A 23,750-nucleotide genomic window follows, 5' to 3' on the forward strand; every position below is an offset into this window, starting at 1 on the left:
GCGGGCGCGGCGTCAGAGCCCTTGCTCGACGAAGCGCTGGGCCAGGGCCAGGGCTTCGTCCAATTTCGCTGCATCGGTGCCACCGCCCTGGGCCATATCCGGGCGTCCGCCACCTTTGCCACCAACCGCCGCCGCGGCTTGCTTCATAAGCTCGCCGGCCTTCAGTTGGCCGGTCAGGTCCTGGGTCACACCTGCGACCAGCACGACCTTCCCGTCCAGCTCGCCGCCGAGCAGGATCACTGCGCGGCCGAGCTTGTTCTTCAACTGGTCGACCAGCGCCAGCAGCGCCTTGCCGTCCAGACCATCGAGGCGCGCGGCGAGTACCTTCGCGTCCTTGATATCCACCGCCGCAGCCGAAAGATCGTCGCCGGCCGCGCTGGCAGCCTTGGCCTTGAGCTGCTCCAGTTCCTTCTCCAGCGAGCGGTTGCGCTCCAGCAGGGCGCCGAGCTTGTCCAGCAGGTTGTCGCGGCTGCCCTTGACCAGGCCGGCCGCTTCCTTGAGCTGTTCCTCGGCACCGTTCAGGTATGCCAGCGCCGCCGCGCCGGTGACCGCTTCGATACGACGAACGCCGGCGGCCACGCCGCCTTCGCTGGTGATCTTGAACAGGCCGATGTCGCCGGTGCGCGACACGTGGGTACCGCCGCACAGCTCGACGGAAAAGTCCCCGCCCATGCTCAGCACGCGCACCTGGTCGCCGTACTTCTCGCCGAACAGCGCCATGGCGCCTTTGGCCTTGGCGGTGTCGATGTCGGTTTCCTCGGTCTCCACCTCTGTGTTGCGGCGAATCTCGGCGTTGACGATATCTTCCAGGGCCTTCAGCTGCTCCGGCTTGATCGCCTCGAAGTGGCTGAAGTCGAAACGCAGGCGCTGGCTGTCCACCAGCGAGCCCTTCTGTTGTACGTGGTCGCCCAGCACCTGGCGCAACGCGGCGTGCAGCAGGTGGGTGGCGGAGTGGTTGAGCGCGGTGGCCTGGCGTACCGAGGCGTCGACCTCGGCCTTGACCGCGGCGCCGACGCTCAGGCCGCCCTCGGCGACCACGCCGTGGTGCAGGTGTGCGCCGCCAGCCTTGGTGGTGTCACGCACGTCGAAGCGCACACCGGCCGCCTCGAGGTAGCCGCTGTCGCCGACCTGGCCGCCGGACTCGGCGTAGAACGGCGTCTGGTCGAGGACCACGACGCCCTCCTCGCCTTCCTCCAGGCGCTCGACGGCCTGACCGTCCCTGAACAGCGCGACGATCTGCCCGGCGCCGGAGATGCCCTGGTAGCCGAGGAAGCGGGTCTCGCCATCGACCTTGACCAGGCTGTTGTAGTCCATGCCGAAGGCGCTGGAGGCGCGGGCGCGCTCGCGCTGGGCCTCCATCTCGCGCTCGAAGCCGTCCTCGTCGATGGTCAGCTCGCGCTCGCGGGCGATGTCATTGGTCAGGTCGACCGGGAAGCCATAGGTGTCGTACAGCTTGAATACCACGTTGCCGGGAATCACGCTGCCCTGCAGTTCGGCCAGGTCCTGTTCGAGGATCTTCAGGCCCTGTTCAAGGGTCTTGGCGAACTGCTCTTCCTCGGTCTTCAGCACGCGCTCGATGTGCGCCTGCTGCTGTTTCAGCTCGGGGAAGGCCTCGCCCATCTCGGCGACCAGCGCCGCGACGATCCTGTGGAAGAAGCTGCCCCTGGCGCCCAGCTTGTTGCCGTGGCGGCAGGCGCGACGAATGATCCGCCGCAGCACGTAGCCGCGGCCTTCGTTGGACGGCAGCACGCCGTCGGCGATCAGGAAGCTGCAGGAACGGATGTGGTCGGCCACCACCTTCAGCGACGGCGCGTCGTCGTTGGCGCAGCCGATGGCCTCGGCGGAGGCTTTCAGCAGGTTCTGGAACAGGTCGATCTCATAGTTCGAGTGCACGTGCTGGAGCACCGCGCTGACCCGCTCCAGGCCCATGCCGGTGTCCACGCTCGGCGCCGGCAGCGGGTGCATGACGCCGTCCGCGGTGCGATTGAACTGCATGAACACGTTGTTCCAGATCTCGATGTAGCGGTCGCCGTCTTCTTCCGGCGAACCGGGCGGGCCGCCCCAGATCTCCGGTCCATGGTCGAAGAAGATCTCGGTGCAGGGACCGCAGGGCCCGGTATCGCCCATCGCCCAGAAGTTGTCGGAGGCGTACGGCGCGCCCTTGTTGTCGCCGATCCGCACCATGCGCTCGGCGGGCACGCCGACTTCCTTGGTCCAGATGTCGTAGGCCTCGTCATCGGTGGCGTAGACGGTGACCCAGAGCTTTTCCTTGGGCAGGTTCAGCCATTTCTCGCCGGTGAGGAACTCCCAGGCGTAGTGGATGGCGTCGCGCTTGAAATAGTCGCCGAAGCTGAAGTTGCCCAGCATCTCGAAGAAGGTGTGGTGGCGAGCCGTGTAGCCGACGTTCTCCAGGTCGTTGTGCTTGCCGCCGGCGCGCACGCATTTCTGGCTGGTGGTGGCACGGGTGTAGGCGCGCTTCTCCAGGCCGAGGAAGCAGTCCTTGAACTGGTTCATCCCCGCGTTGGTGAACAGCAGGGTCGGGTCGTTCGCCGGGATCAGCGAACTGGAGGCGACACGGGTGTGCCCCTTCTCTTCGAAGAAGCGGAGGAAGGCTTCACGGATTTCAGCGCTTTTCATAGGTTCTTCCACGGAAAATTGGCGGCCACGAATCGCCGGCAAAGGGCCGCATTATATCGGCCCTTTGGCAAGGTTGTAGTGTCTTTGCGCGATAGTTATTGCCTATTGGCGACCTTTTCGCTTATGAGCGACGAAAGGCCGCGAAGGCATCCAGTACTTGTCCTATGGACTCGGCGGAAACGTCCAGATGGGTGACCAGGCGCAAACGCGCCGCCGCGCTGATCCGCACCTCGCGCTCAGCGAGGAAATCGCGCAGCGCGACGGCCTGCTCACCGATGTCGAGGTAGACCATGTTGGTCTGCACCGGCTCTACCGCATAGCCCAGCTCGCGCAGCCCGTCGCCCAGGCAGGCGGCGTTGGCATGGTCCTCGGCCAGGCGCGCCACCTGATGGTCCAGGGCGTACAGCCCGGCCGCCGCCAGCAGGCCGGCCTGGCGCATCCCGCCGCCGACCATCTTGCGCCAGCGGCGGGCCTTGCCGATCAGTTCGACGCTGCCGCAAAGCACCGAGCCCACCGGCGCACCGAGGCCCTTGGACAGGCACACCGACACTGAGTCGAAGTGCCGGGTGATCTCGCCGGCGTCGACGCCCAGCTTCACCGCCGCGTTGTACAGGCGCGCGCCATCCAGGTGCAGGGCCAGGCCACGCGCGCGAGTGAAGGCACGGGCGGCGGCCAGGTAGTCGAGCGGCAGCACCTTGCCCTGCATGGTGTTTTCCAGGGCCAGCAGGCGGGTCCTGGCGAAATGGAAGTCGTCGGCCTTGATCGCCGCCGCGACCTTGTCCAGGTCGAGCGAACCGTCGGCCTCGCCGTCGATCGGTTGCGGCTGGATCGAGCCCAGCACCGCGGCACCACCGCCCTCGTATTTGTAGGTATGCGCCTGCTGGCCGACGATGTATTCGTCGCCGCGCTCGCAGTGGGCCATCAGTCCGAGCAGGTTGCTCATGGTCCCGGTCGGTACGAAGAGCGCCGCGGCGAAGCCCAGGCGCGCCGCCAGCTCTGCCTCCAGGCGGTTGACCGTGGGATCCTCGCCATAGACGTCGTCGCCCAGTTCGGCCGCGGCCATGGCTTCGCGCATGCCGGCGGTGGGCTGGGTGACGGTGTCGCTGCGCAGGTCGATGACAGGCACGGAGGGCTCCTCGGTTCGGCGGAAAAGCCCGATCCTACGGCGCCCCACCGGCAGCCACAAGGGAAGACGGGAAATCTTCCCGGTCGCAAAGAAAACGGAGCGCCGCAGCGCTCCGTCATGATCGTGGGGGAAAAGGCCGATACCTCTCAGAGCTTGGCCGGAACCACCAGGATTCCGGCGCGCAGGCCGTTCTTCACTCGTGGATTGGGAAAGATGATGCGCGCGCCGACCTCGTCCACCACCCAGCGCGTGCCGCCGATATCCTCGGCCAGCAGGTAGCCCGGCGAGAGTTCGGTGAAGTTGGCCACGTCGTCGTCGAGGTGCAGGCGGAAGTGGTCGCTGTGCTTGATCACCTCGCGGGACACACTGAACAGCTTGAGGCCGTCGAGGTGGGCGCCGTCCGGGCGCTCCTCGCTGCCGTCGATGAGCATCTCCAGGCGCCGTTCCAGGCGCTCCAGATTGACCTGCTGGTTCTGCCCGAATGGTCGCGCCTTGCCCAGCTCCAGGGTGAAGGCCTCGGCGCCGAGCTGGCCGTAGGTATAGGCGCTGAAGGTGATTCCCGGTTTGTTCTGCAGCAGCACCGCCTCGATGCCGGCGTCGCGCAGGCGGGCCAGTTCGGCGCGGGAGTGCTCGCGGCCCTCGGCCCAGGGATAGAGGGCGAACTGCTCGATCCTCGAGCCACGGATCGCGGTGTGCAGGTCGTAGTGCAGGCGGTCCCGCTCGCCCCGGCTGAAGAACACCTGGGCCAGGCGTTCCAACTCGGCGGCGCGGAAGGCCTCGTTGCCGCTGCCTTCCTCGTGGCGGCCGTTGAACAGACGGTTCATGTCCTGCTCCACGAAGCGTTCGCCACGGCGAATCGCCTCGGGGTTGCCGAGCAGGAACAGGACCCGCGCGGCGGGCTTCAGCTCGCCGCTGGCGAGCTTGCGGATCAGCCGTTCGAGCAGTTCGATGGGCGCGGTCTCGTTGCCGTGGATACCGGCCGAGAGCAGCAGGTCGACGCCATTGTCGCGGGCGCCGATCGGCGTGACCTCCAGCGCGCCCTCGGCCAGCCAGTGCAGGCGCGTGCCGTCGGCGGTGAGCTGGATCTTCTCGGTCGGCTCGCGGCCGGCCAGGGTCAAGTCGAGCAGTTTGCCGAGGGCGAGCATGGGATGTCCTCAGTCAGTGGGTGTGGTCGCAGCCGCAGTCGGGGCCGTGCTCGTGGTCGTCGCCCTCTTCGATCGGCTCCATCTCCAGTTGCAGGCTGACCAGGTTGGTCGCCATCGGCCGCAGCAGCAGGTTGGTGTACTCGGTGTCGCCGTCCTCGACATCCACGCCGATCAGCAACTGGCCGTTACCGGCCTGCTGGATCCACACTTCCTTGCCCTGCCAGACCACGGCGAAGCGGGTGCAGGAGGTTTCCAGCTGGGTGCCGTCGGTGTCTTCGAGGATCAGTTGCAGGCTATCGGACATGATGATGAGGCTCTCAATCGAGTTGGAAGGAATAGACCGAACCCAGTTTAAGGATCTGCGTCAGTTCATCCAATGCCGTCCGGCATTCCTGGAGCAATTGCGGATCGGCCAGGTCGGCTTCGCCGAGGCGGTCGCGATAGTGCCTGTCGACCCAGGCCACCAGGGTATCGTACAGGCCGGCAGTCATGATCACCCCCGGGTTCACCGCCGCCAGCTCCTGTTCCTTCAGCGCCACGCGCAGGCGCAGGCAGGCCGGGCCGCCGCCGTTCTGCATGCTCTGCTTGAGGTCGAAGACCTTCACCTCGCGGATCGGGCCATCGTCGCCGGTGAGCCGCTCCAGGTAGTTCCAGACCCGCGGGTTGTTCCGGCACTCCTCCGGTACCACCAGCAGCATCGAGCCATCGGCCTTCGACAGCAGTTGGCTGTTGAACAGGTAGGACTTCACCGCATCCTCCACCGCGACCTGCTCGCGCGGCACGCAGATGGCGCGGAAGCGGCCACCCCGGCGGCCGAGCTTGTCGTGCAGTTCGGCGAGGACCTTCTCGGTATCGAGGAAGGCATCCTCGTGGTGGAACAGCACCTCGCCGTTGCCCACCGAGATCACGTCGTTGTGGAACACGCCCTGGTCGATCACCGCCGGGTTCTGTTGAGCGTAGACCACCCCTGCCTCGCTCAGCCCGTGCAGGCGCGCGACCGCCTGGCAGGCTTCCAGGGTCTGGCGCGCCGGATAGCGTTGCGGCGCCGGGAAGCGACTGTCGAAGGCGCTGCGGCCGAAGACGAAGAACTCCACCCCGGCATCGCCATAGTCCTTGCAGAAGCGCGTGTGGTTGGCCGCGCCTTCGTCGCCGAACTGGCTCACCGCCGGCAGCGCCGCGTGATGGGCGAAATGCCGTTCGTCGTTGAACATCGCCGCCAGCACGCGGCTGGTGGTGGGATGCTCGATGGATCGGTGGAACTTGCAGTTCAGGTTGGCCGCGGTGAAATGCACGCGACCGTCGGCGGTGTCGGCGCTCGGACTGACCGTGGCGGCGTTGGCGGTCCACATGCTCGACGCCGAGCTGCAGGCGGCGAGGAGAGGCATCGCTTCCTTCGCCGCGCGGCGGATCACCTCCTCGTCGCTGCCGGAGAAGCCCAGGCTACGCAGCGCGGCGGTATCCGGGCGGGCTTGCGGGGCGAGCACGCCCTGCTTGAAGCCCAGCTCCATCAACGCCTTCATCTTCGCCAGGCCCTGCTTCGCCGCTTCCTTCGGGTTGGACAACGCCTGGCTGTTGCTTTGCGAAGCGACATTGCCGTAGGACAGGCCGCCGTAGTTGTGGGTCGGGCCGACCAGGCCGTCGAAATTCACTTCATGGGCATTCATAGGCTGATCCCGGGAGTCAGGGTGGCAGGAAGGGACACGCTGGGGCTTTCCAGCGAGGCGACCGGATAGGCACAGTAGTCGGCGGCATAGTAGGCGCTCGGCCGGTGGTTGCCGGACGCGCCGATACCGCCGAACGGCGCGCTGCTGGCGGCGCCGGTGAGCTGCTTGTTCCAGTTGACGATGCCGGCGCGGCTCTCGACGAAGAACTGCTCGAAGCGCTCGCGGGAATCCGACAACAGGCCGGCGGCGAGGCCGTACCGGGTGGCGTTGGCTTCGCGGATCGCCGCGGCGAAGTCGACGTAGCGGATCACCTGCAGCAGCGGGCCGAAGAACTCCTCGTCGGGACGCTCGGCCACCGCGCTGACATCGAGGATGCCCGGCGTCAGCAGGGCCGCGCCGTCGATCGGCTGGGTCATCGCCAGCAGCGGCAGCGCGCCCTTGCCGATCAGCTGCTCCTGGGCCTTGAGCAGGTGCTCGGCGGCAGCGAGGGAAATCACCGAGCCCATGAACGGCGCCGGCTGTTCGTCGAAGCGGCCGACCCGCAGGGTCGCGCTGACCGCCACCAGGCGCGCCAGCAGCGCGTCGCCCCAGGCGCCCTGCGGCACCAGCAGGCGGCGGGCGCAGGTACAGCGCTGGCCGGCGGAAATGAAGGCGGACTGGATGATGGTGTAGACGGCGGCGTCGAGGTCGGCGACCTCCTCCACCACCAGCGGGTTGTTGCCGCCCATCTCCAGCGCCAGGATCTTCTGCGGCTGGCCGGCGAACTGGCTGTGCAACAGGTTGCCGGTGCGACTGGAGCCGGTGAAGAACAGGCCGTCGAGCCCGCTGTGGGCGGCCAGCGCGACGCCGGTCTCGCGGCCACCCTGGACCAGGTTGAGCACGCCGGCCGGCAGGCCGGCCTCGATCCAGGCCTTGAGCGTCAGCTCGGCGACTTTCGGGGTCAGCTCGCTGGGCTTGAACACCACGCAGTTGCCGGCCAGCAGCGCCGGGACGATATGCCCGTTGGGCAGGTGGCCGGGGAAGTTGTAGGGACCGAACACCGCGACCACCCCGTGCGGCTTGTGCCGCAGCACGGCGGTGCCGTCGGCCAGCGGGCCGGACTTCTCGCCGGTGCGCTCGCGGAGCGCCTGCAGCGAGATCGCCACCTTGTTGACCATGCTGGTCACTTCGGTCGCCGACTCCCACAACGGCTTGCCGGTCTCCTCGCCTATCGCCCGCGCCAGTTCGTCGGCATGCGCCTTGAGAGTGGCGGCGAAGCGCTCCAGCAGCTCGATGCGCTGTTCCAGCGGGCGCCGCGCCCAGGCCGGGAAGGCTTCGCGGGCGGCGCGCACGGCGGCGTCGACCTGGGCGGCGTCGGCGCCTTGCCCGGACCAGACCACGCCCTGGCCGACCGGATCGAGGGACTCCAGGGTCTCGCCCTGGCCCGCCAGCCACTGGCCGGCAATGTAATGGGTACTCATCATCGACTCCTCGGGCGCCCTCGCCGGGGCGCCTGCATCAGGCTTTCAACCGCGCTTCTGCGCCGACAGCGGCACCGCGCGCACCGAGGCCCCGGCTGCCAGGCGCAAGCGCCTGGCGGTCAGCGGATCGACCACCAGGGTGCCGGCGGCGGCCCGCGCCGGCGCGGCGGTGATTCGGCAGTCCTCGCGCTTGCGGTTGTGGATCAGGTATGGCTCGGCCTCGTCGCCGGGGGTGCCCACCGCCAGCACCAGGTTCTGGCTCTCGGCGATGGCGCGGATCTTGTCGGTCTCGGCCTCGATCGCCGGGCCGGCGTCGAAGATGTCGACGTAGCCCTGGTAGCTGAAGCCCTCGGCCTTGAGCATCGCCAGCGCCGGCTCGGTGTTGGGGTGGACGCGGCCGATCACCCCGCGCGCCTCCTCGGAGAGGAAGCAGGTGTAGAGCGGGAACTTCGGCATCAGCTCGGCGATGAAGGCCTTGTTGCCGACCCCGGTGAGGTAGTCTGCCTGGGAGAACTCCATCTTGAAGAAGTGCCGGCCGAGGCTTTCCCAGAACGGTGAACGCCCTGCCTCGTCGGACATGCCGCGCATCTCGGCGATCAGCTTGTCGCCGAACAGATGGCGGAATTCGGCGATGAACAGGAAGCGCGCGCGCGACAGCAGCTTGCCGTTGAGGCCGCTGCGGTGGTCGGCGTGGAGGAATAGCGAGCACAGCTCGGAATTGCCGGTCAGGTCGTTGGCCAGGAACAGCGTGGGGATTTCGCGGTGGATGTCGAGCTCCTGCGAAGCGCTCACGGTGAGGCCGACCCGGTAGTTGTACCAGGGTTCGCGAAGTCCCACCGCTCCGGCGATGGCGGAGATGCCGACGACCTTGCCGGCGTCGTCCTCGAGGACGAACAGGTAATCGGCGTCGCCGCGTTCGGCCTCGCCGCGGAAGGCCTTCTCGGCCCAGCTGACGCGATGCTGCAGGCGCTGTTCGTTGGCCGGCAGGGTGGTCAGGCCGGTGCCGGTGCTGCGCGCCAGCTCGATCAGGGCCGGCAGGTCGGCGCTGGTGACGGGACGTACGATCATGTCGGGCTCCTTCAGACCGCAACCAGGCGCACGCTGGCGCCTTCGCCGACGCCCAGGGCCTCGGCGGCTTCAACACTCAGGGCCACCGGCTTGCCGGGCGCCCAATCCAGGTCCAGCACGACCGCGCGGAAGTCCTGGAGCTGGCCGTTGGTGACCAGGTAGGGGCGACCGCTCTTCGGCGCCTCGCCGATCTTCACCGGCACCACCCGGCTCTGGGCGATCGAGCGGATCCCCGAGGTACGCGCGTGCAGGGTCGGGCCGCCATCGAAGATATCGATGTAGTTGTCGGTCTCGAAGCCTTCACGCATCAGGATGTCGAAGGTGATCTGCGCTCGCGGGTGGACCTGGCCCATGGATTCCTGGGCGGCGTCCGGCAACAGCGGCACGTAGATCGGGTAATGCGGCATCAGCTCGGCGAGGAAGGTCCGGCTCTTCAGCCCGGAGAGCTTTTCCGCCTCGATGTAGTTGAGGTCGAAGAAATTGCGCCCGACCGCGTTCCAGAACGGCGATTCGCCCTGCTCGTCGCTGTAGCCGACGATCTCTACCACCACCGCGTCGGCGAAGCGCTCCGGATGGCTGGCCATGAACAGCAGGCGGCCGCGCGAGTTGAGTTCGGCGTAGACGCTCTGCACCAGGTCGCGCTGCACGTAGAAGCTGGTCAGCAGGCTGTTGCCGGTAAGGTCGTGGCACAGCGAGAGGACATGGATCTTGTTGTGGATCGACAGCGAGCGCGAGGCGTGCACGAAGGTCTCGTTGCGGAAGCTGTAGAACGGCTCGGAGAAGCCGGCCGAGGCGACGATCGCCGAGCAGCCGACCAGCTCGCCGCTGGCGCTGTCCTCGAGGACGAAGAAATAGCTTTCCTCGCCGTTGTAGCTCACTTCCGCGGCGAACGAGGCCTCGGAGGCGAGGATCTTGTCGCGCAGGCGTTCGGCGTCATCCGGCAAGGACGTGACGCCCACCGGGCTGTCCGCCGCCAGACGCTGCACCTGTGGCAGGTCGGCCGCTTGGGCGGGGCGCATCACCAACATGGCGTCACTCCTTTCTCAGACAACGATGATTGCTGCATCCATGCGCGGGATCGCGGCACCATCCTGTGCCACGGGGTCGATCATCCAGCAGGGAAGTAGGCGCGCCGCGCACGGCACGCTTCACGGCCCCGGCGCAGGCCGGGACCGGCACGCCCGGGGCCCGTGCGGACCACCCGGGGCGTCACGACCGGGGTCCCGGCCTCCACCGGGACGCCAGGGTCCGGCTCAGCCGCGGACCAGCTTGGCCACGGCGCGTTCGAAGCGCTCCAGGCCTTCGTCGATCTCGGCGTCGTCGATCACCAGGCTCGGCGCGAAGCGGACCACGTCGGGGCTGGCCTGGAGCACCATCACCGCCTCCTTCTCGGCGGCGTTGAGCACGTCGCGGGCCTTGCCTTTCCACTCCTCGGTCAGCGCCGCGCCGATCAGCAGGCCCATGCCACGGATCTCGCCGAAGATGCCGTACTCCTGGCCGATCTTCTGCAGGCGGGACTTGAAGCGCTCATGCTTGGCCTTCACGCCGTCCAGCACTTCCGGGGTATTGATCACGTCCAGCGCCGCCTCGGCCACCGCCGAGGCCAGGGGGTTGCCGCCGTAGGTGGTGCCGTGGGTGCCGACCGACAGGTGCTTGGCGATCTCGCTGGTGGTCAGCATCGCACCGATAGGGAAGCCGCCGCCCAGGCTCTTGGCGCTGGAAAGGATGTCCGGGACCACGCCGTAGTGCATGTAGGCGAACAGCTCGCCGATGCGGCCCATGCCGCTCTGCACCTCGTCGAAGACCAGCAGCGCGTTGTGTTCGTCGCACAGTTTGCGCGCGCCTTCCAGGTAGGCCTGCTGCGCCGGCAGCACGCCGCCCTCGCCCTGGATCGGTTCCAGGACCACGGCGCAGGTCTTGTCGGAGATCGCCGCCCTCAGCGCCTCGAGGTCGTTGTAGGGGACGTGGGTGATGCCTTCGAACTTCGGCCCGAAGCCATCGGAATACTTCGGCTGGCCACCGACGTTGACGGTGAACAGGGTGCGCCCGTGGAAGCTGTTGCTGGCGGCGATGATCTCGTACTTCTGCGGGCCGTAGACGTCGCTGGCATAGCGACGGGCCAGCTTGAAGGCCGCCTCGTTGGCCTCGGCGCCGGAGTTGGCGAGGAACACCCGCTCGGCGAAGGTGGCATCCACCAGCTTGCGCGCCAGGCGCAGCGCCGGCTCGTTGGTGAAGACGTTGGAAACGTGCCAGATGCGCTGGGCCTGCTCGGTGAGCGCCTTGACCAGCGCCGGATGCGCATGGCCGAGGGAGGTCACGGCGATGCCGCCGGCGAAGTCGATCAGCTCGCGGCCGCTCTGGTCCCAGACGCGCGATCCCTCGCCTCGCACCGGGATGAAAGCGGCGGGGGCGTAGTTGGGGACCATATACCGGTCGAAGTCGGCACGTTCTACCTGCGCATGGGGAGCGGACATCGGTGTTTCTCCTGCCTGAAGGCGGCTATCGATGAAAGGATTGTAGGGATTGGAACCGGGCCGGCATTGCCGCCATGCGACAACTTGTTATAGCGCCAACCCGGGAATTTCCGCGGCTTTCGGAAATGCGACAGAAAGCATCGGGAAGGCGCAGTGTAAACGCGCGATGCGTCCGGGTGCATGCTTCTTCTGCGCCGGCCAGCGCGCCGCAAAGCCGCGGGAAAAGCCGGGACAGGAACGCGGATCGAGCGACGCCTCGTCGTGGCTTCGTGCGGCGGCCTCGGGAGGGGAGGCCGTCTGCGCCGGCAGGCGGAACCGGCCTATGCCCTGGCCAGCGCCTTCAGCGCCGGCGCAGCGCGACTCAGCCGCGCTCGACCGGGGTGAAGGTCGAGTCGAAGGCGCTGCCGCCGCGCCGCTGGTTGCGGTCCTCGCGCGGCGTGACGCCGAAGAAGTTGCGGTAGGCGCTGGAGAAGTGTGGTCCGGAAGAGAAACCGCAGGACAGGCCGATCTGGATGATCGACTTGCTGGTCTGCATCAGCATCTGCCGCGCGCGGTTCAGGCGCAGCTCCAGGTAGTACTGGCTGGGCACGCGGTTCAGGTACTGCTTGAAGATACGCTCCAACTGGCGCCGCGAGACACAGACGTGCTGGGCGATCTCGTCGGTGGTCAGCGGCTCCTCGATGTTGGCCTCCATCAGCAGCACCGCCTGGGTCAGCTTCGGATGGCTGGAGCCAAGGCGGTTCTTCAGCGGGATGCGCTGGCGCTCGTTGCCTTCGCGGATGCGCTCCACCACCAGTTCCTCCGAGACCGCGCCGGCCAGTTCCGCGCCATGGTCGCGGGACAGCAGCGCCAGCAGCAGGTCGAGCACCGCCATGCCGCCGCAGGCGGTCATGCGGTCGCGATCCCATTCGAACAGGTGGTTGGTGGCGATGACCTTGGGGAAGCGCTCGGTGAAGTCGTCGTGCCAGCGCCAGTGCACCGCGGCGCGATAGCCGTCGAGCAGGCCCAGCTGGGCCAGCGGGTAGATGCCGGCGGACAGCGCGCCGATCGCCGTGCCCGAGCGCGCCAGTTGCTTGAGCGCCATGCCCAGCGCCGGCGATACCGCGGCCGGCGCCTCATCGGCGACCAGGAACAGCCGCGAGCACTGCTCCAGCCTGCCGTTCCAGGCCAGCCCCGGCAGGCGCCAGCCCTCCTCTTCCGGCGGCGCCTCGGCGAGCAGGAACAGCGGCTCGTAGAGAGCTTCGGGATGCAGCCGGCGGGCCGCCCGCAGGGCTTCCTCGGCGAGCGATAGCGTGAGCGCGCGGGTGGCGGGCCAGAGGAGGAAACCGATGCGTTGGGGTTGGGCAGTCATGGGAGCAGCTTAGCCGGCCTCTGCGATGAATGTTACTTGAGGCTGCCGGAGAGGAACTGCTTGAGGCGGTCCGACTGCGGGTTGGCGAGGACTTCCTTCGGGCAGCCGCGCTCTTCGACCAGGCCCTTGTGGAGGAACACCAACTGGTTCGAGACCTCGCGGGCGAAGCCCATCTCGTGGGTCACCACCACCATGGTGCGGCCTTCCTGCGCCAGGTCCTGCATGACCTTCAGCACCTCGCCGACCAGCTCAGGGTCGAGCGCCGAGGTCGGCTCGTCGAACAGCATGACTTCCGGCTCCACCGCCAGCGCCCGGGCGATCGCCACGCGCTGCTGCTCGCCGCCGCTCATGTGCGCGGGATAGGCGTCCTTGCGGTGCGCCACGCCGACCTTGGCCAGGTAGTGCTCGGCCTTCTCGATGGCTTCCTTCTTCGCCACCCCGAGGACGTGGACCGGCGCCTCGATGACGTTCTCCAGGGCGCTCATGTGCGACCACAGGTTGAAATGCTGGAACACCATCGACAGGCGCGAGCGCATGCGCTGCAGCTGGCGGGAGTCGGCAGCCTTCAGCGCGCCATCGCGGCCGGGCACCAGCTTCAGCTCCTCGCCGTTGAGCAGGATCTTGCCGGCGTGCGGCTGCTCCAGCAGGTTGATGCAACGCAGGAAGGTGCTCTTGCCGGAACCGCTCGAGCCGATGATGCTGATCACGTCGCCCGCTTTCGCCGCCAGCGAGACGCCCTTGAGCACCTCGTGGCTACCGTAGCGCTTGTGCAGGTCTTGGACTTCCAGTTTGTACATGTTGTGTGTTCTCGGCTAATCAGTCGCTGAGCAAGCGTCCCTGACGGATCGGTTGACGACCGGCCACCTTGGCCAGCCAGAGTCCCGGCTGCGCATAGCGCATCCGTTCGATGGCGAAAAGCACGCCGGACACCCCGGCGCACACCGTGCTGGCGCGGTCGGCCAGAGGATCGATGACCTGGAACAGCGGCTCGCCCGCCTCCACCCATTCGCCCGGCCGGCGCAGGAAGCTGACCACGCCGGTATGCGGGGCGTGCACGTATTCGGTGCCCTCGAAGGGCAGGCCTTCGCAGCAGTCCTCGGGCGCTGGCGGCCATTCGCCCTCGACGAAGCCCTGTTCGGCGAGGAAGGCCAGGATCGCCTCGGCGCTGGCCTCGGCCTGTTGCGGCGAGGTATCGGCCTGGCCACCCAGTTCGACGGTGGTCGCCAGGCAGGCCAGTGGCAGCGCGGCACGCGGATACAGGCGCGACAGGCGCAGCCAGGGCACCGAGCAGGCCTCGTCGAACGAGCCGCCGCCGGACTCCTCGGCGAGCAGCCCGACGGCGGCGCCCAGGCGCGCGGCCAGGGAGGCGAAGGCCGGCCACTGCTGCGGCAGGGTATAGAGGTGAATCGCGGCCTCGAAGTCGCAGTGCAGATCGAGCACCAGGTCGGCATCGCAGGCATGGCGGTAGAGCAGACGCTGCATGCCGTCCAGCTCCGAGGTCGCCGGCGGCAGCGCGTCCAGCGCCTCGCGCAGGGCCTGGCGGACCAGCGCAACGTTGGCCCGCGGGTCGTCGCCCAGGCGCTCGCCGGCGCTGTCGATCACCGCGTCCAGCAGGTCGGGGAAATCGCGGTTGAAATTGCGCCCGCTGCTCATCTCGAAACGCCCCTGGTGCAGCGCCTGGATCATCTGCCCGAGACCGACCGGATTGGCCACCGGCACCAGCTCGACGGTGCCGCGCAGGCGGCCTTCCGCCTCCAGCCGGCGCAACCGCTGCTTCAGCTCCCAGGCGGTGCGCATCCCCGGCAGTTCGTCGGCGTGCAGGCTGGACTGGATGTAGACCTTGCGCGCGCCGGAGCCGAAGCGGAACACGCTCAGGCGCTTCTCGCTTCCCAGGGTGCTCCATGGCAGCAGGTGGTCGATACGCTCCATGCGGTCCTCCGGATCAGGATTTGCGCGGCGCCAGGTAGGCCAGCCAGCGTCGTTCGGCAAGCTTGAACAGGCGCACCAGGATGAAGGTCAGGCACAGGTAGAACAGGCCGGCGGTGATGAACGCCTCGAACGGCAGGTAGTACTGCGAGTAGACGTTCCGCGCGGCGCCGGTGATGTCCACCAGGGTGACGATGGACGCCAGGCTGGTGGTCTGCAGCATCATGATCACCTCGTTGCTGTACTGCGGCAGGGCGCGACGCAGCGCCGAGGGCAGGAGGATGCGGCGGTACATCTGCAGGCGCGACATGCCCATCGCCTTGGCCGCCTCGATCTCGCCGTGGGGCGTGGCCTTCAGGCTGCCGGCAAGGATCTCGGCGGTATAGGCGCTGGTGTTGATGGCGAACGCCAGGCAGGCGCAGAACGAGGCGTTCGACAACCAGGGCCACAGCGCGCTTTCGCGCACCGCGTCGAACTGCGCCAGGCCGTAGTAGATCAGGAACAGTTGGACCAGCATCGGCGTGCCGCGGATCACATAGGTGTAGAGCCAGGCCGGGAAATTCACCAGCGGCTGCCTGGAGACCCGCATCAGCGCCAGCGGCACCGCCAGCAGCAGGCCGACCAGGAGGGAGATCGAGAGCAGCCTGAGGGTGACCAGCAGGCCGTCGAAATAGAGCGGAAGGCTGTCCCAGATGACAGAGAAATCGAAGATCACGGCAAGGCCCCTTGATTCACAGTTCCGCGGTTTTCACGCCGACCGAATAGCGGCGCTCGAGCAGACGCAGCAACAGCAGCGACACGCTGGTCACCAGCAGGTACAGGCCGGCCACGGCGAGGTAATAGGTGAACGGCTCGCGGGTCGCGTCGGAAGCCTGCTTGGCCTTGAACATCATGTCCTGCAGGCCGACCACGGAAATCAGCGCGGTGGCCTTGACCAGCACCAGCCAGTTGTTGGTGAAGCCGGGGATCGCCAGGCGGATCATCTGCGGCACCTGGACGCGAAAGAACACCTGGCGGTGACTCATGCCGTAGGCATAGCCGGCCTCGCCCTGGCCCTTGGGGATCGCCATGAAGGCGCCGCGGAAGGTCTCCGAAAGATAGGCGCCGAAGATGAAACCGAGGGTGCCGACGCCGGAGACGAAGGGATTCAGGTCGATGTAGTCGTCGTAGCCGAACTGCGGTGCGACCCAGTTCAACAGGGCCTGGCCACCGTAGAAGATCAGCAGGATCAGCACCAGGTCGGGAATGCCGCGGACCACCGTGGCGTACAGGTCGCCGCACCAGGCCAGCCAGCGCACCGGCGACAGGCGGAAGGCCGCGCCGAGCAGGCCGAGCACGATGGCCAGGAGCATGGAAAGCAGGGCCAGCTGGAGAGTCAGCCAGGCGCCATCGACGATGGTCGCACCGTAGCCAGTGATCATCAAAACGGTACCTCTATGCAGCTAATGCAGCGCTAAAGCAGGGGCGTCCACTCAATAAAAAAGTGGCACAAACAGCGCGAGGCGTCGCGGAGGTTTGTGCCACCTGTGACGGACAGCGTCAGTTCGCGCCGTAGACGTCGAAGCTGAAGTACTTGTCCTGGATCTGCTTGTACTTGCCGTTGGCGCGCAGGGCGTCGATGGCCGCGTTGAACTTGCCGGCCAGCTCGCTATCGCCCTTGCGCACGGCAATGCCGACGCCTTCGCCGAAGTACTTCACATCGTTCAGTTGCGGGCCGACGAAGGCGTAGCCCTTGCCGGCGTCGGTCTTGAGGAAGCCGTCCTCGAGATTCACCGAGTCGGCGACCACCGCGTCGAGACGACCGGCCACCAGGTCCATGTTGGCCTCCTGCTGGGAGTTGTAGCGCACCACTTCGACGCCGGCCGGGGTCAGTTCGCCGGAAGCATAGCGGTCGGCGGTGCTGCCGCGCAGGACGCCGGCCTTCCTGCCCTTCAGGTCGGCCTTGGGATCGTTGAGGCTGGCGCCTTCCTTCATCACGAAGCGCGCCGGGGTGTTGTAGTACTTGTTGGTGAAGTCCACCGAGCGCTTGCGCTCGTCGGTGATGGTCATCGACGACAGGATGGCGTCGATCTTGCGCACCTTCAGCGCCGGGATCAGGCCGTCGAACTCCTGCTCGACCCACTTGCACTGCACCTTCATCTCCTCGCAGAGGGCATTGCCGATATCCACGTCGAAGCCTGCCAGTTGGCCATCCGGGGTCTTCAGCGAGAACGGCGGGTAGGCCGCCTCGATGCCGATGCGCACCGGCTTGTCGGCGGCGAAAGTGGGCAGGGAGAGCACGGACAGCGCCAGGGCGCCGAGAAGTGCGAGCTTCTTCATCTGGAACTCCTTCGAAGGGGATGGCATCGATTGGCAGGAGAAATAGAACCTTGCCCAGGCCGCCGACGGATATGCGTGTTCACCGGCTCTTGCGCAGGACGCCTTCTCGTGGAAAGGGCGCCAGCTGGGGTGAGCGGCATTCTAGCGACAGGCCGGAAGTGGTTATTTCTTCAATGCGACAACTAATTATAAAAGCACCGAAGAGGGCTTTCGGCGATATTGACAGGCAGCTGCATTTGTGCCCGGAAAACGCGAAGTGTAATCAATGAATAAAGCAAATCTCAAGCCATAAATTGGTAATTCCTTCATCTTCAAGGGTTTGGACGAGCCGACTCGCTTCGCCTGCTACCCCGTGTCGCACCCTCGCGGTGCGTGGCGTTTCCTCTCGCCCCAATTATGCGCAGGCGCGCATCACCGAAGTGTTACCGCCGACGCATTCCCGTGCGCGCCCATTCGGCACGCCCTCCTCCTCGACCCGCGCCAAATGAAAGACCCCGCGCGGCTCGCACCGCGCGGGGTCGTTTCGGATCAGGCGGGAGTCAGGCGGCCTGCATCGAGCGATGGGTCTCGATCAGGTGCTGGACCACGCCCGGATCGGCAAGGGTGGAGATGTCGCCGAGGGTGTCGTACTCGGCCGCGGCGATCTTGCGCAGGATGCGCCGCATGATCTTGCCCGAACGGGTCTTCGGCAGGCCCGGCGCCCACTGGATCACATCCGGCGTGGCGATCGGCCCGATCTCGCGGCGGACCCACTGCTTCAGCTCCTGGCGCAGCGCCTCGCTCGGCTCGACCCCGGAGTTTAGGGTGACGTAGACATAGATGCCCTGCCCCTTGATGTCGTGCTGCATGCCGACCACCGCCGCCTCGGCGACCTTCGGGTGGGCGACCATCGCGCTTTCCACCTCGGCGGTGCCCATGCGGTGGCCGGAGACGTTGAGCACGTCGTCGACCCGCCCGGTGATCCAGTAGTAGCCGTCCTCGTCGCGGCGCGCGCCGTCGCCGGTGAAGTACATGCCCTTGAAGGTCTTGAAGTAGGTGTCGACGAAGCGATCATGGTCGCCGTAGAGGGTCCGCGCCTGGCCTGGCCAGGAGTCGAGGATCACCAGGTTGCCTTCGGCCGCGCCCTCGATCAGGTTGCCCAGGTTGTCCACCAGCGCCGGCACCACGCCGAAGAACGGCTTGGCCGCGGAGCCCGGCTTCATCGCATGGGCGCCCGGCAGCGGGGTCATCAGGCAGGCGCCGGTCTCGGTCTGCCACCAGGTGTCGACGATCGGGCAGCGCGACTGGCCGACGGTCTCGTAGTACCACTGCCAGGCTTCCGGGTTGATCGGCTCGCCCACCGAGCCGAGCAGGCGCAGGCTGGAGCCATCGGCACCGGCCACCGCCGCCTTGCCCTCGGCCATCATCGCGCGGATCGCGGTCGGCGCGGTGTAGAGGATGTTGACCTTGTGCTTGTCGATGATCTTCGCCACGCGGGTCACGTCGGGGTAGTTCGGCACGCCCTCGAACAGAATGGTGGTGGCGCCGTTGGCCAGCGGGCCATAGACGATGTAGGTGTGGCCGGTGACCCAGCCGATGTCGGCGGTGCACCAGTAGACTTCCCCCGGACGGTAGTCGAAGACCCGCTCGTGGGTCAGCGAGGCATACACCAGGTAGCCGCCGGTGGTGTGCAGCACGCCCTTCGGCTTGCCGGTGGAACCGGAGGTGTAGAGGATGAACAGCGGGTCCTCGGCGCCCATTTCCTTCGGTGCGCAGGTGCTGCCGGCGACCTTCATCAGGTCGTCGTACCAGACGTCGCGGTGCTGGTTCCACTTGATTTCCGCGCCGGTACGCTTGCAGACGATGATCTTCTGCACGCTGGAGGTTTCCGGGTTGGTCAGGGCGTCGTCGACGTTGGCCTTCAGCGGAGTACGCTTGCCGCCGCGCACGCCTTCGTCGGCGGTGATCACCACCTTCGACTTGCAATCGATGATGCGCCCGGCCAGGGCTTCGGGGGAGAAGCCGCCGAAGACCACCGAGTGGATCGCGCCGATGCGGGTGCAGGCGAGCATGGCGACCACGGCCTCGGGGATCATCGGCATGTAGATGGTGACCACGTCGCCGCGGTGCACGTCCTGCCCGCGCAGGGCGTTGGCGAACTTGCAGACCTGCTCGTGGAGCTGGCGGTAGGTGATTTCCTGGTGGTCGGCGGGATCGTCGCCTTCCCAGATGATCGCCACCTGGTCGCCGCGTTCGGCGAGGTGACGGTCGAGGCAGTTGTGCGACACGTTGAGGGTGCCGTCGGCGAACCATTTGATGTCCACGTGATGGTCGTCGAAGGAGGTCTGCTTGACCTTCTCGAACGGCTTGATCCAGTCGATCCGCTGGGCCTGTTCGCGCCAGAAGCCGTCGGGGTTGACGACGGACTGCTGGTACATCGTCTTGTAGGTGGCTTCGTCGGTGAAGGTCCGTGCCACCGCTTCCGGGTGCACGGGGTACAGGGATGCCGCAGACATGGCTTTAACCTCGGTACGTGAGTGTTGTTTTTGTTGTGCCCAGTTGTAGCGAGCGCACACTCCACGAACCATACGACCATGGTCTTACCACTGCGCGACACCACCTATGGTCGCTATAAGCCGCGCCGATCGTAGCCTTGCGTGGGTCGGCGGGGCGCGTCACTCACCCCGCCCCGGCCTCAGCTCATGCCCAGCAGGCCGGGCAGCCACAGCGAGATCAGCGGCACGTAGGTCACCAGGAGCAGGAACAGCAGCAGGATCATCAGCCACGGCAGCGCCGCGCGGATGGTCGCGCCCAGCGGCATGCCGGTGACCGCCGAGGTGACGAACAGGTTGAGGCCCACCGGCGGGTGCACCAGGCCGATCTCCATGTTCACCACCATGACGATGCCCAGGTGGATCGGGTCGATGCCCAGCTTCATGGCGATGGGGAAGAAGATCGGCGCCAGGATCAGCACGATCGCCGAGGGCTCCATGAAGCTGCCGGCGACCAGCAGGACCACGTTGACCATCAGCAGGAAGCCGATCGGGGTCAGGCCTTCCTGCACCACCCATTCGGTGATCTGCTGGGGGATCTGCTCGGTGGTCAACACATGGGCGAAGAGCATGGCGTTGGCGATGATGAACATCAGCATGATGCTCAGCCGCCCCGACTCCAGCAGCACCTTGGGACAGTCGCGCAGGCGCATGTCCTTGTACACGAACAGCGCGACGAAGGCCGAATACACCGCCGCCACCGCCGCCGCCTCGGTGGGGGTGAACAGCCCGGAGTAGATGCCGCCGAGGATGATCACCAGCAGCAACAGGCCCCAGCCGGCGCGGCGCGCGGCGGCCAGCCACTCGCGGAAGCTGGCGCGCGGCTGCGCCGGCAGCTTCTTGACCCGCGCGACGATGTAGATCACCACCATCAGGATCACCCCGAGCAGCAGCCCCGGAACCACCCCGGCGACGAACAGCTTGCCCACCGAGGTCTCGGTGGCGGCGGCGTAGACCACCATCACGATCGATGGCGGGATGAGGATGCCCAGGGTCCCGGCGTTGCAGATGATCCCTGCGCCGAAGGCGCGCGGATAGCCGGAGCGCACCATGCCGGCCACGGCGATCGAACCGACCGCCGCCACCGTCGCCGGCGACGAGCCGGACAGCGCGGCGAACAGCATGCAGGCGAGCACCGCGGCGATCGCCAGGCCGCCGCGGATGTGCCCGACGCAGGCGTTGGCGAAGTCGATCAGGCGCCGCGCCACGCCACCGGTGGTCATGAACGCGCCGGAGAGCAGGAAGAACGGGATCGCCAGTAGCGTGTAGGCCTCGGAGGTCTCGAACAGCTTGATCGCCAGCGAGCGTACCGAGTCCGGGCTGAACAGCAGGATCGTCAGCGCGCCGGACAGCCCCAGGGAGATGGCGATGGGCACGCCGATGAACATGAACAGGAACAGCAGCAGGAACAGGATCAGCACGGTCATGGGCGGTTCTCCCCGGTCTCTTCGCCGGCCAGTTTGGAGGCCTCGGCGGCCTCGTCGGCGAGCCCCAGCCCGAGCTGGCGACCGCGCAGCAGGTTGACCAGGATTTCCAGGTAGCGCAGCAGCACCAGGCCGAAGCCGAGCGGCACCACCATCGCGATGTAGGCCTGGAGGATGCCGAAGTGATCGAGGTCCTCGGCGCCGATGCCGGCGACGAACAGGGTCTTCACCCAGTCGTAGCTGGCGATCATGAACAGCCCGGCGTAGCCCAGGCAGCACAGGCAGGCGAGCACCCCGACCAGGCGCTGCAGCGGGCGCGGCGCCAGGCGCACCAGGGCGTCCACCCCGAGGTGACCGGCGGTGCGCACGCCGTAGGCGATGCCGAGGAAGATCAGCCAGGCGAACAGCGCCCTGGTCAGCGCATTGCTCCAGGACATGTCCTGGGCCACCCCGAGGATCGCGTCGCCCACCGAGTACAGCGGAGCCCGCAGCGGCGGCAGGCGGTCGCCGAGGTCGTAGAACAGGGTGAAGACATTGGTCATCACCACATAGAGGAAGGTCACCAGCGTCATCGCCGCCAGCAGGAAGGCGATGGCGCCCTCCTCGAAGCGGTTGCAGACGCGCACGAGTCGATTCATTTCGGTGTTCTCCACAATGCCCCGCCCGGCCGGGCGGGGCCGGACGGGTCAATCGGGACGGTTGGAGGCTTCGGCGGCCTGGAGCAGGTCAGCGCCGACATTGCCGCGGAATTTCTGCCATACCGGCTGCATCGCCTGGCGCCAGTCGGCGCGCTGCTGCGGGCTCAGGGTATGGATCTCGCTGGCGCCACTGGCGAGGATGCGCTGGCGGGCGTCGCGGTTGAGGCGCTCCGCCGCGAGGTTCACCTGCGCGGTGACCTCCTCCATGATCCGCTGCAGCTCCTCGCGGATGTCCGCCGGCAGGCCGTTCCAGAACTTCGCGTTGGTGATCACCATGTAGTCCACCAGGCCGTGGTTGGACTCGGTGAAATACTTCTGCACCTCGTTGACCTTCTGGCTCTCGTAGTTCGACCAGGTGTTCTCGGTGCCATTCACCACGCCGGTCTGCAAGCCCTGGTAGACCTCGGCGAAGGACATCTTCCGGGAGATAGCGCGCAACTGGCGGAACTGCTCGTTGAGCACGTCGGACGCCTGCACGCGGAACTTCAGGCCGCGCGCGTCTTCCGGCTCCAGCAACGGGCGGTTGGCCGAGAGCTGCTTCATGCCGTTGTGCCAGTAGGCCAGGCCGAGGATGCCCTTGTCCTGCATGCTGGTCAGCAGGCCGCGCCCCTGCGGGCTGCGCTGGAAGCGGTCGACCGCCTGGATGTCGTCGAAGAGGAACGGCAGGTCGAATATCTGCACCTTGCGCGTGTACTGCTCGAACTTGGCCAGGGACGGCGCGAGCATCTGCACGTCGCCCAGCAGCAGCGCCTCCATTTCCTTGCCGTCGCCGAACAGCGAGGAGTTGGGGTAGACATCCACCTCGACCCGTCCGGCCAGGCGCTGTTCGACGAGTTTCTTGAACAGCAGCGCACCCTGGCCCTTGGGCGTGTTTTCCGCGACCACGTGGGAAAACTTGATGACGATCGGCTGCGCGGCATTCGCCAGGCAGGAGCCACCGATCGCCAGGGCGCACAGCAGCGCCCGTACCATCGTCTTGAACATGTCGTGACCTCAGATTGTTGTTGTGCTTTCGAGGTATCGACGAGCCTGACGCAGCTGGCGCGTTCGGAGAATTCGCCATTGCACAAGCCCGCATTCGCGTCTGTCGAACGCGCTCAGCCGCCCTCCCCGGCCCGCTCCAGCAAACGCCGCGCGCGTCCCAGCACCGGCGCGTCGACCATCTCGCCATCGACCACGAAGACTCCCGCGCCGCAGGCGCCGGCCTGCGCCACGCGACGCGCCCAGTCCAGTTCCGCGGGACTCGGCATCAATGTCTGGTGGATCGGCTCGACCTGCCCCGGATGGATGCACAGCAGCCCGCCGAAGCCCATGTCGCGAGCGAAGCGCACGGCCTCGATCAGTCCGGCGCGGTTCTGGATCGCCGGATAGACGCCGTCCAGCGGCGGCGCCAGGCCTGCCAGGCGTGAATGCAGGAGCAGCGCGTAGCGGGCGTGGCCGAGGATCTGCTCGGCGGCGTTGCTGCCGGTGTTGAGGTCGAGGTCCAGGGCCAGGTCGAGGGCGCCGAAGGACAACCGCTCGACCCCCTCGGCGGCGGCGATCCCGCCCAGCGCGGCGAGGCCGCGGGCGCTCTCGACGATGGGCCAGACCGGCTTGCCGCTGCCCTGCGCGGCGTGTCGTACCTGGGCGGCGCTCTCCACCTTCGGCAGGAGCAAGCCGATCACCCCGGCGTGCTCGCGGCACAGCGCCAGGTCGTCGGCATGCCCCGGATGCTCCGCCGCGTTGATCCGCACCAGCACCCGGGCTTCCGGCGTATCGACGAGGAAACGCCGGAGATTGGCCCGCGCCTCGACCTTCAGTCCCTCCTCCACCGCATCCTCGAGGTCGACGATGACTCGGTCGGCGCCGCTGGCAAGGGCCTTGGGGATCCGCTCCGGGCGGGTCGCCGGGACGAACAGCGCGCTGCGCACGATCTGTCGGTTCATGT

20 protein-coding genes are annotated in these 23,750 nt (G+C 67.2%); all 20 read right to left on the bottom strand.

The genetic code is table 11. From position 1 onward, the window contains the following. Window positions 1-12: 12 nt before the first annotated feature. A complete protein-coding gene (gene alaS, locus B7D75_RS20745; protein WP_107114376.1) occupies window positions 13-2,637 on the bottom strand; it encodes an alanine--tRNA ligase in 2,625 nt (874 codons plus the stop codon). A 121-nt stretch (window positions 2,638-2,758) separates the two neighbouring features. Continuing rightward, entirely contained in the window at window positions 2,759-3,763 is a 1,005-nt protein-coding gene (gene ltaE, locus B7D75_RS20750; RefSeq protein ID WP_107114377.1) for a low-specificity L-threonine aldolase, read from the bottom strand. Between the two features lie 146 nt (window positions 3,764-3,909). Continuing rightward, complete coding sequence (astE, locus tag B7D75_RS20755) at window positions 3,910-4,908, bottom strand: succinylglutamate desuccinylase (RefSeq protein ID WP_034080190.1); 999 nt, start codon at window positions 4,906-4,908, stop codon at window positions 3,910-3,912. A gap of 13 nt (window positions 4,909-4,921) precedes the next feature. Continuing rightward, window positions 4,922-5,212, bottom strand: coding sequence for a hypothetical protein (locus tag B7D75_RS20760; protein WP_003153520.1), 291 nt, complete (start codon window positions 5,210-5,212; stop codon window positions 4,922-4,924). A gap of 13 nt (window positions 5,213-5,225) precedes the next feature. Next, window positions 5,226-6,572, bottom strand: a complete 1,347-nt coding sequence (gene astB / locus B7D75_RS20765) for an N-succinylarginine dihydrolase (RefSeq protein WP_012076937.1) — start codon at window positions 6,570-6,572, stop codon at window positions 5,226-5,228. Beyond that, window positions 6,569-8,035, bottom strand: a complete 1,467-nt coding sequence (astD, locus tag B7D75_RS20770; protein ID WP_107114378.1) for a succinylglutamate-semialdehyde dehydrogenase — start codon at window positions 8,033-8,035, stop codon at window positions 6,569-6,571. Before astD ends, astB begins: the two co-directional genes overlap by 4 nt. A gap of 42 nt (window positions 8,036-8,077) precedes the next feature. Beyond that, window positions 8,078-9,100, bottom strand: a complete 1,023-nt coding sequence (gene astA, locus B7D75_RS20775; protein ID WP_043102808.1) for an arginine N-succinyltransferase — start codon at window positions 9,098-9,100, stop codon at window positions 8,078-8,080. Window positions 9,101-9,111: 11 nt separating this feature from the next. Beyond that, on the bottom strand, window positions 9,112-10,128 hold the full coding sequence (gene aruF, locus B7D75_RS20780) for an arginine/ornithine succinyltransferase subunit alpha (protein ID WP_003085950.1): 1,017 nt from the start codon (window positions 10,126-10,128) through the stop codon (window positions 9,112-9,114). A gap of 225 nt (window positions 10,129-10,353) precedes the next feature. Beyond that, a complete protein-coding gene (gene aruC / locus B7D75_RS20785) occupies window positions 10,354-11,574 on the bottom strand; it encodes a bifunctional succinylornithine transaminase/acetylornithine aminotransferase (RefSeq protein WP_012076939.1) in 1,221 nt (406 codons plus the stop codon). 361 nt (window positions 11,575-11,935) lie between these two features. Continuing rightward, the gene (gene argR / locus B7D75_RS20790; RefSeq protein WP_003155533.1) at window positions 11,936-12,925 is read right to left on the bottom strand and encodes a transcriptional regulator ArgR; all 990 of its coding nucleotides are present in this window, start codon (window positions 12,923-12,925) and stop codon (window positions 11,936-11,938) included. A gap of 32 nt (window positions 12,926-12,957) precedes the next feature. Then, on the bottom strand, window positions 12,958-13,722 hold the full coding sequence (gene aotP / locus B7D75_RS20795) for an arginine/ornithine transport ATP-binding protein AotP (RefSeq protein ID WP_012076940.1): 765 nt from the start codon (window positions 13,720-13,722) through the stop codon (window positions 12,958-12,960). A 19-nt stretch (window positions 13,723-13,741) separates the two neighbouring features. Further along, entirely contained in the window at window positions 13,742-14,854 is a 1,113-nt protein-coding gene (locus B7D75_RS20800) for a M14 family metallopeptidase (RefSeq protein ID WP_033997327.1), read from the bottom strand. Between the two features lie 13 nt (window positions 14,855-14,867). Beyond that, entirely contained in the window at window positions 14,868-15,566 is a 699-nt protein-coding gene (locus tag B7D75_RS20805; protein WP_003154026.1) for an ABC transporter permease, read from the bottom strand. 16 nt (window positions 15,567-15,582) lie between these two features. Further along, the gene (locus tag B7D75_RS20810) at window positions 15,583-16,272 is read right to left on the bottom strand and encodes an ABC transporter permease (RefSeq protein WP_033997326.1); all 690 of its coding nucleotides are present in this window, start codon (window positions 16,270-16,272) and stop codon (window positions 15,583-15,585) included. A 118-nt stretch (window positions 16,273-16,390) separates the two neighbouring features. Further along, window positions 16,391-17,170 carry an ABC transporter substrate-binding protein gene (locus tag B7D75_RS20815; protein ID WP_012076943.1) on the bottom strand — a complete coding sequence of 260 codons (780 nt, stop codon included), beginning with the start codon at window positions 17,168-17,170 and terminating at the stop codon, window positions 16,391-16,393. A 539-nt stretch (window positions 17,171-17,709) separates the two neighbouring features. Beyond that, window positions 17,710-19,665, bottom strand: a complete 1,956-nt coding sequence (gene acs / locus B7D75_RS20820) for an acetate--CoA ligase (protein WP_003154030.1) — start codon at window positions 19,663-19,665, stop codon at window positions 17,710-17,712. A gap of 179 nt (window positions 19,666-19,844) precedes the next feature. Further along, window positions 19,845-21,128, bottom strand: a complete 1,284-nt coding sequence (dctM, locus tag B7D75_RS20825; protein ID WP_012076944.1) for a C4-dicarboxylate TRAP transporter large permease protein DctM — start codon at window positions 21,126-21,128, stop codon at window positions 19,845-19,847. Continuing rightward, the gene (locus tag B7D75_RS20830; RefSeq protein ID WP_034080197.1) at window positions 21,125-21,763 is read right to left on the bottom strand and encodes a TRAP transporter small permease; all 639 of its coding nucleotides are present in this window, start codon (window positions 21,761-21,763) and stop codon (window positions 21,125-21,127) included. The genes dctM and B7D75_RS20830 overlap by 4 nt, the downstream gene beginning before the upstream one ends. Before the next feature lie 48 nt (window positions 21,764-21,811). Beyond that, window positions 21,812-22,807 (bottom strand): TRAP transporter substrate-binding protein, encoded by a 996-nt coding sequence (locus B7D75_RS20835; RefSeq protein ID WP_012076946.1) that lies wholly within the window; start codon window positions 22,805-22,807, stop codon window positions 21,812-21,814. Window positions 22,808-22,920: 113 nt separating this feature from the next. Next, window positions 22,921-23,748: an HpcH/HpaI aldolase/citrate lyase family protein gene (locus tag B7D75_RS20840; protein WP_107114379.1), complete on the bottom strand. Its 828-nt coding sequence runs from the start codon at window positions 23,746-23,748 to the stop codon at window positions 22,921-22,923. Between the last annotated feature and the right edge of the window lie 2 nt (window positions 23,749-23,750).

Origin of the sequence: Pseudomonas paraeruginosa, assembly GCF_003025345.2 — a bacterium.
Classification (GTDB): Bacteria; Pseudomonadota; Gammaproteobacteria; order Pseudomonadales; family Pseudomonadaceae; genus Pseudomonas; species Pseudomonas paraeruginosa.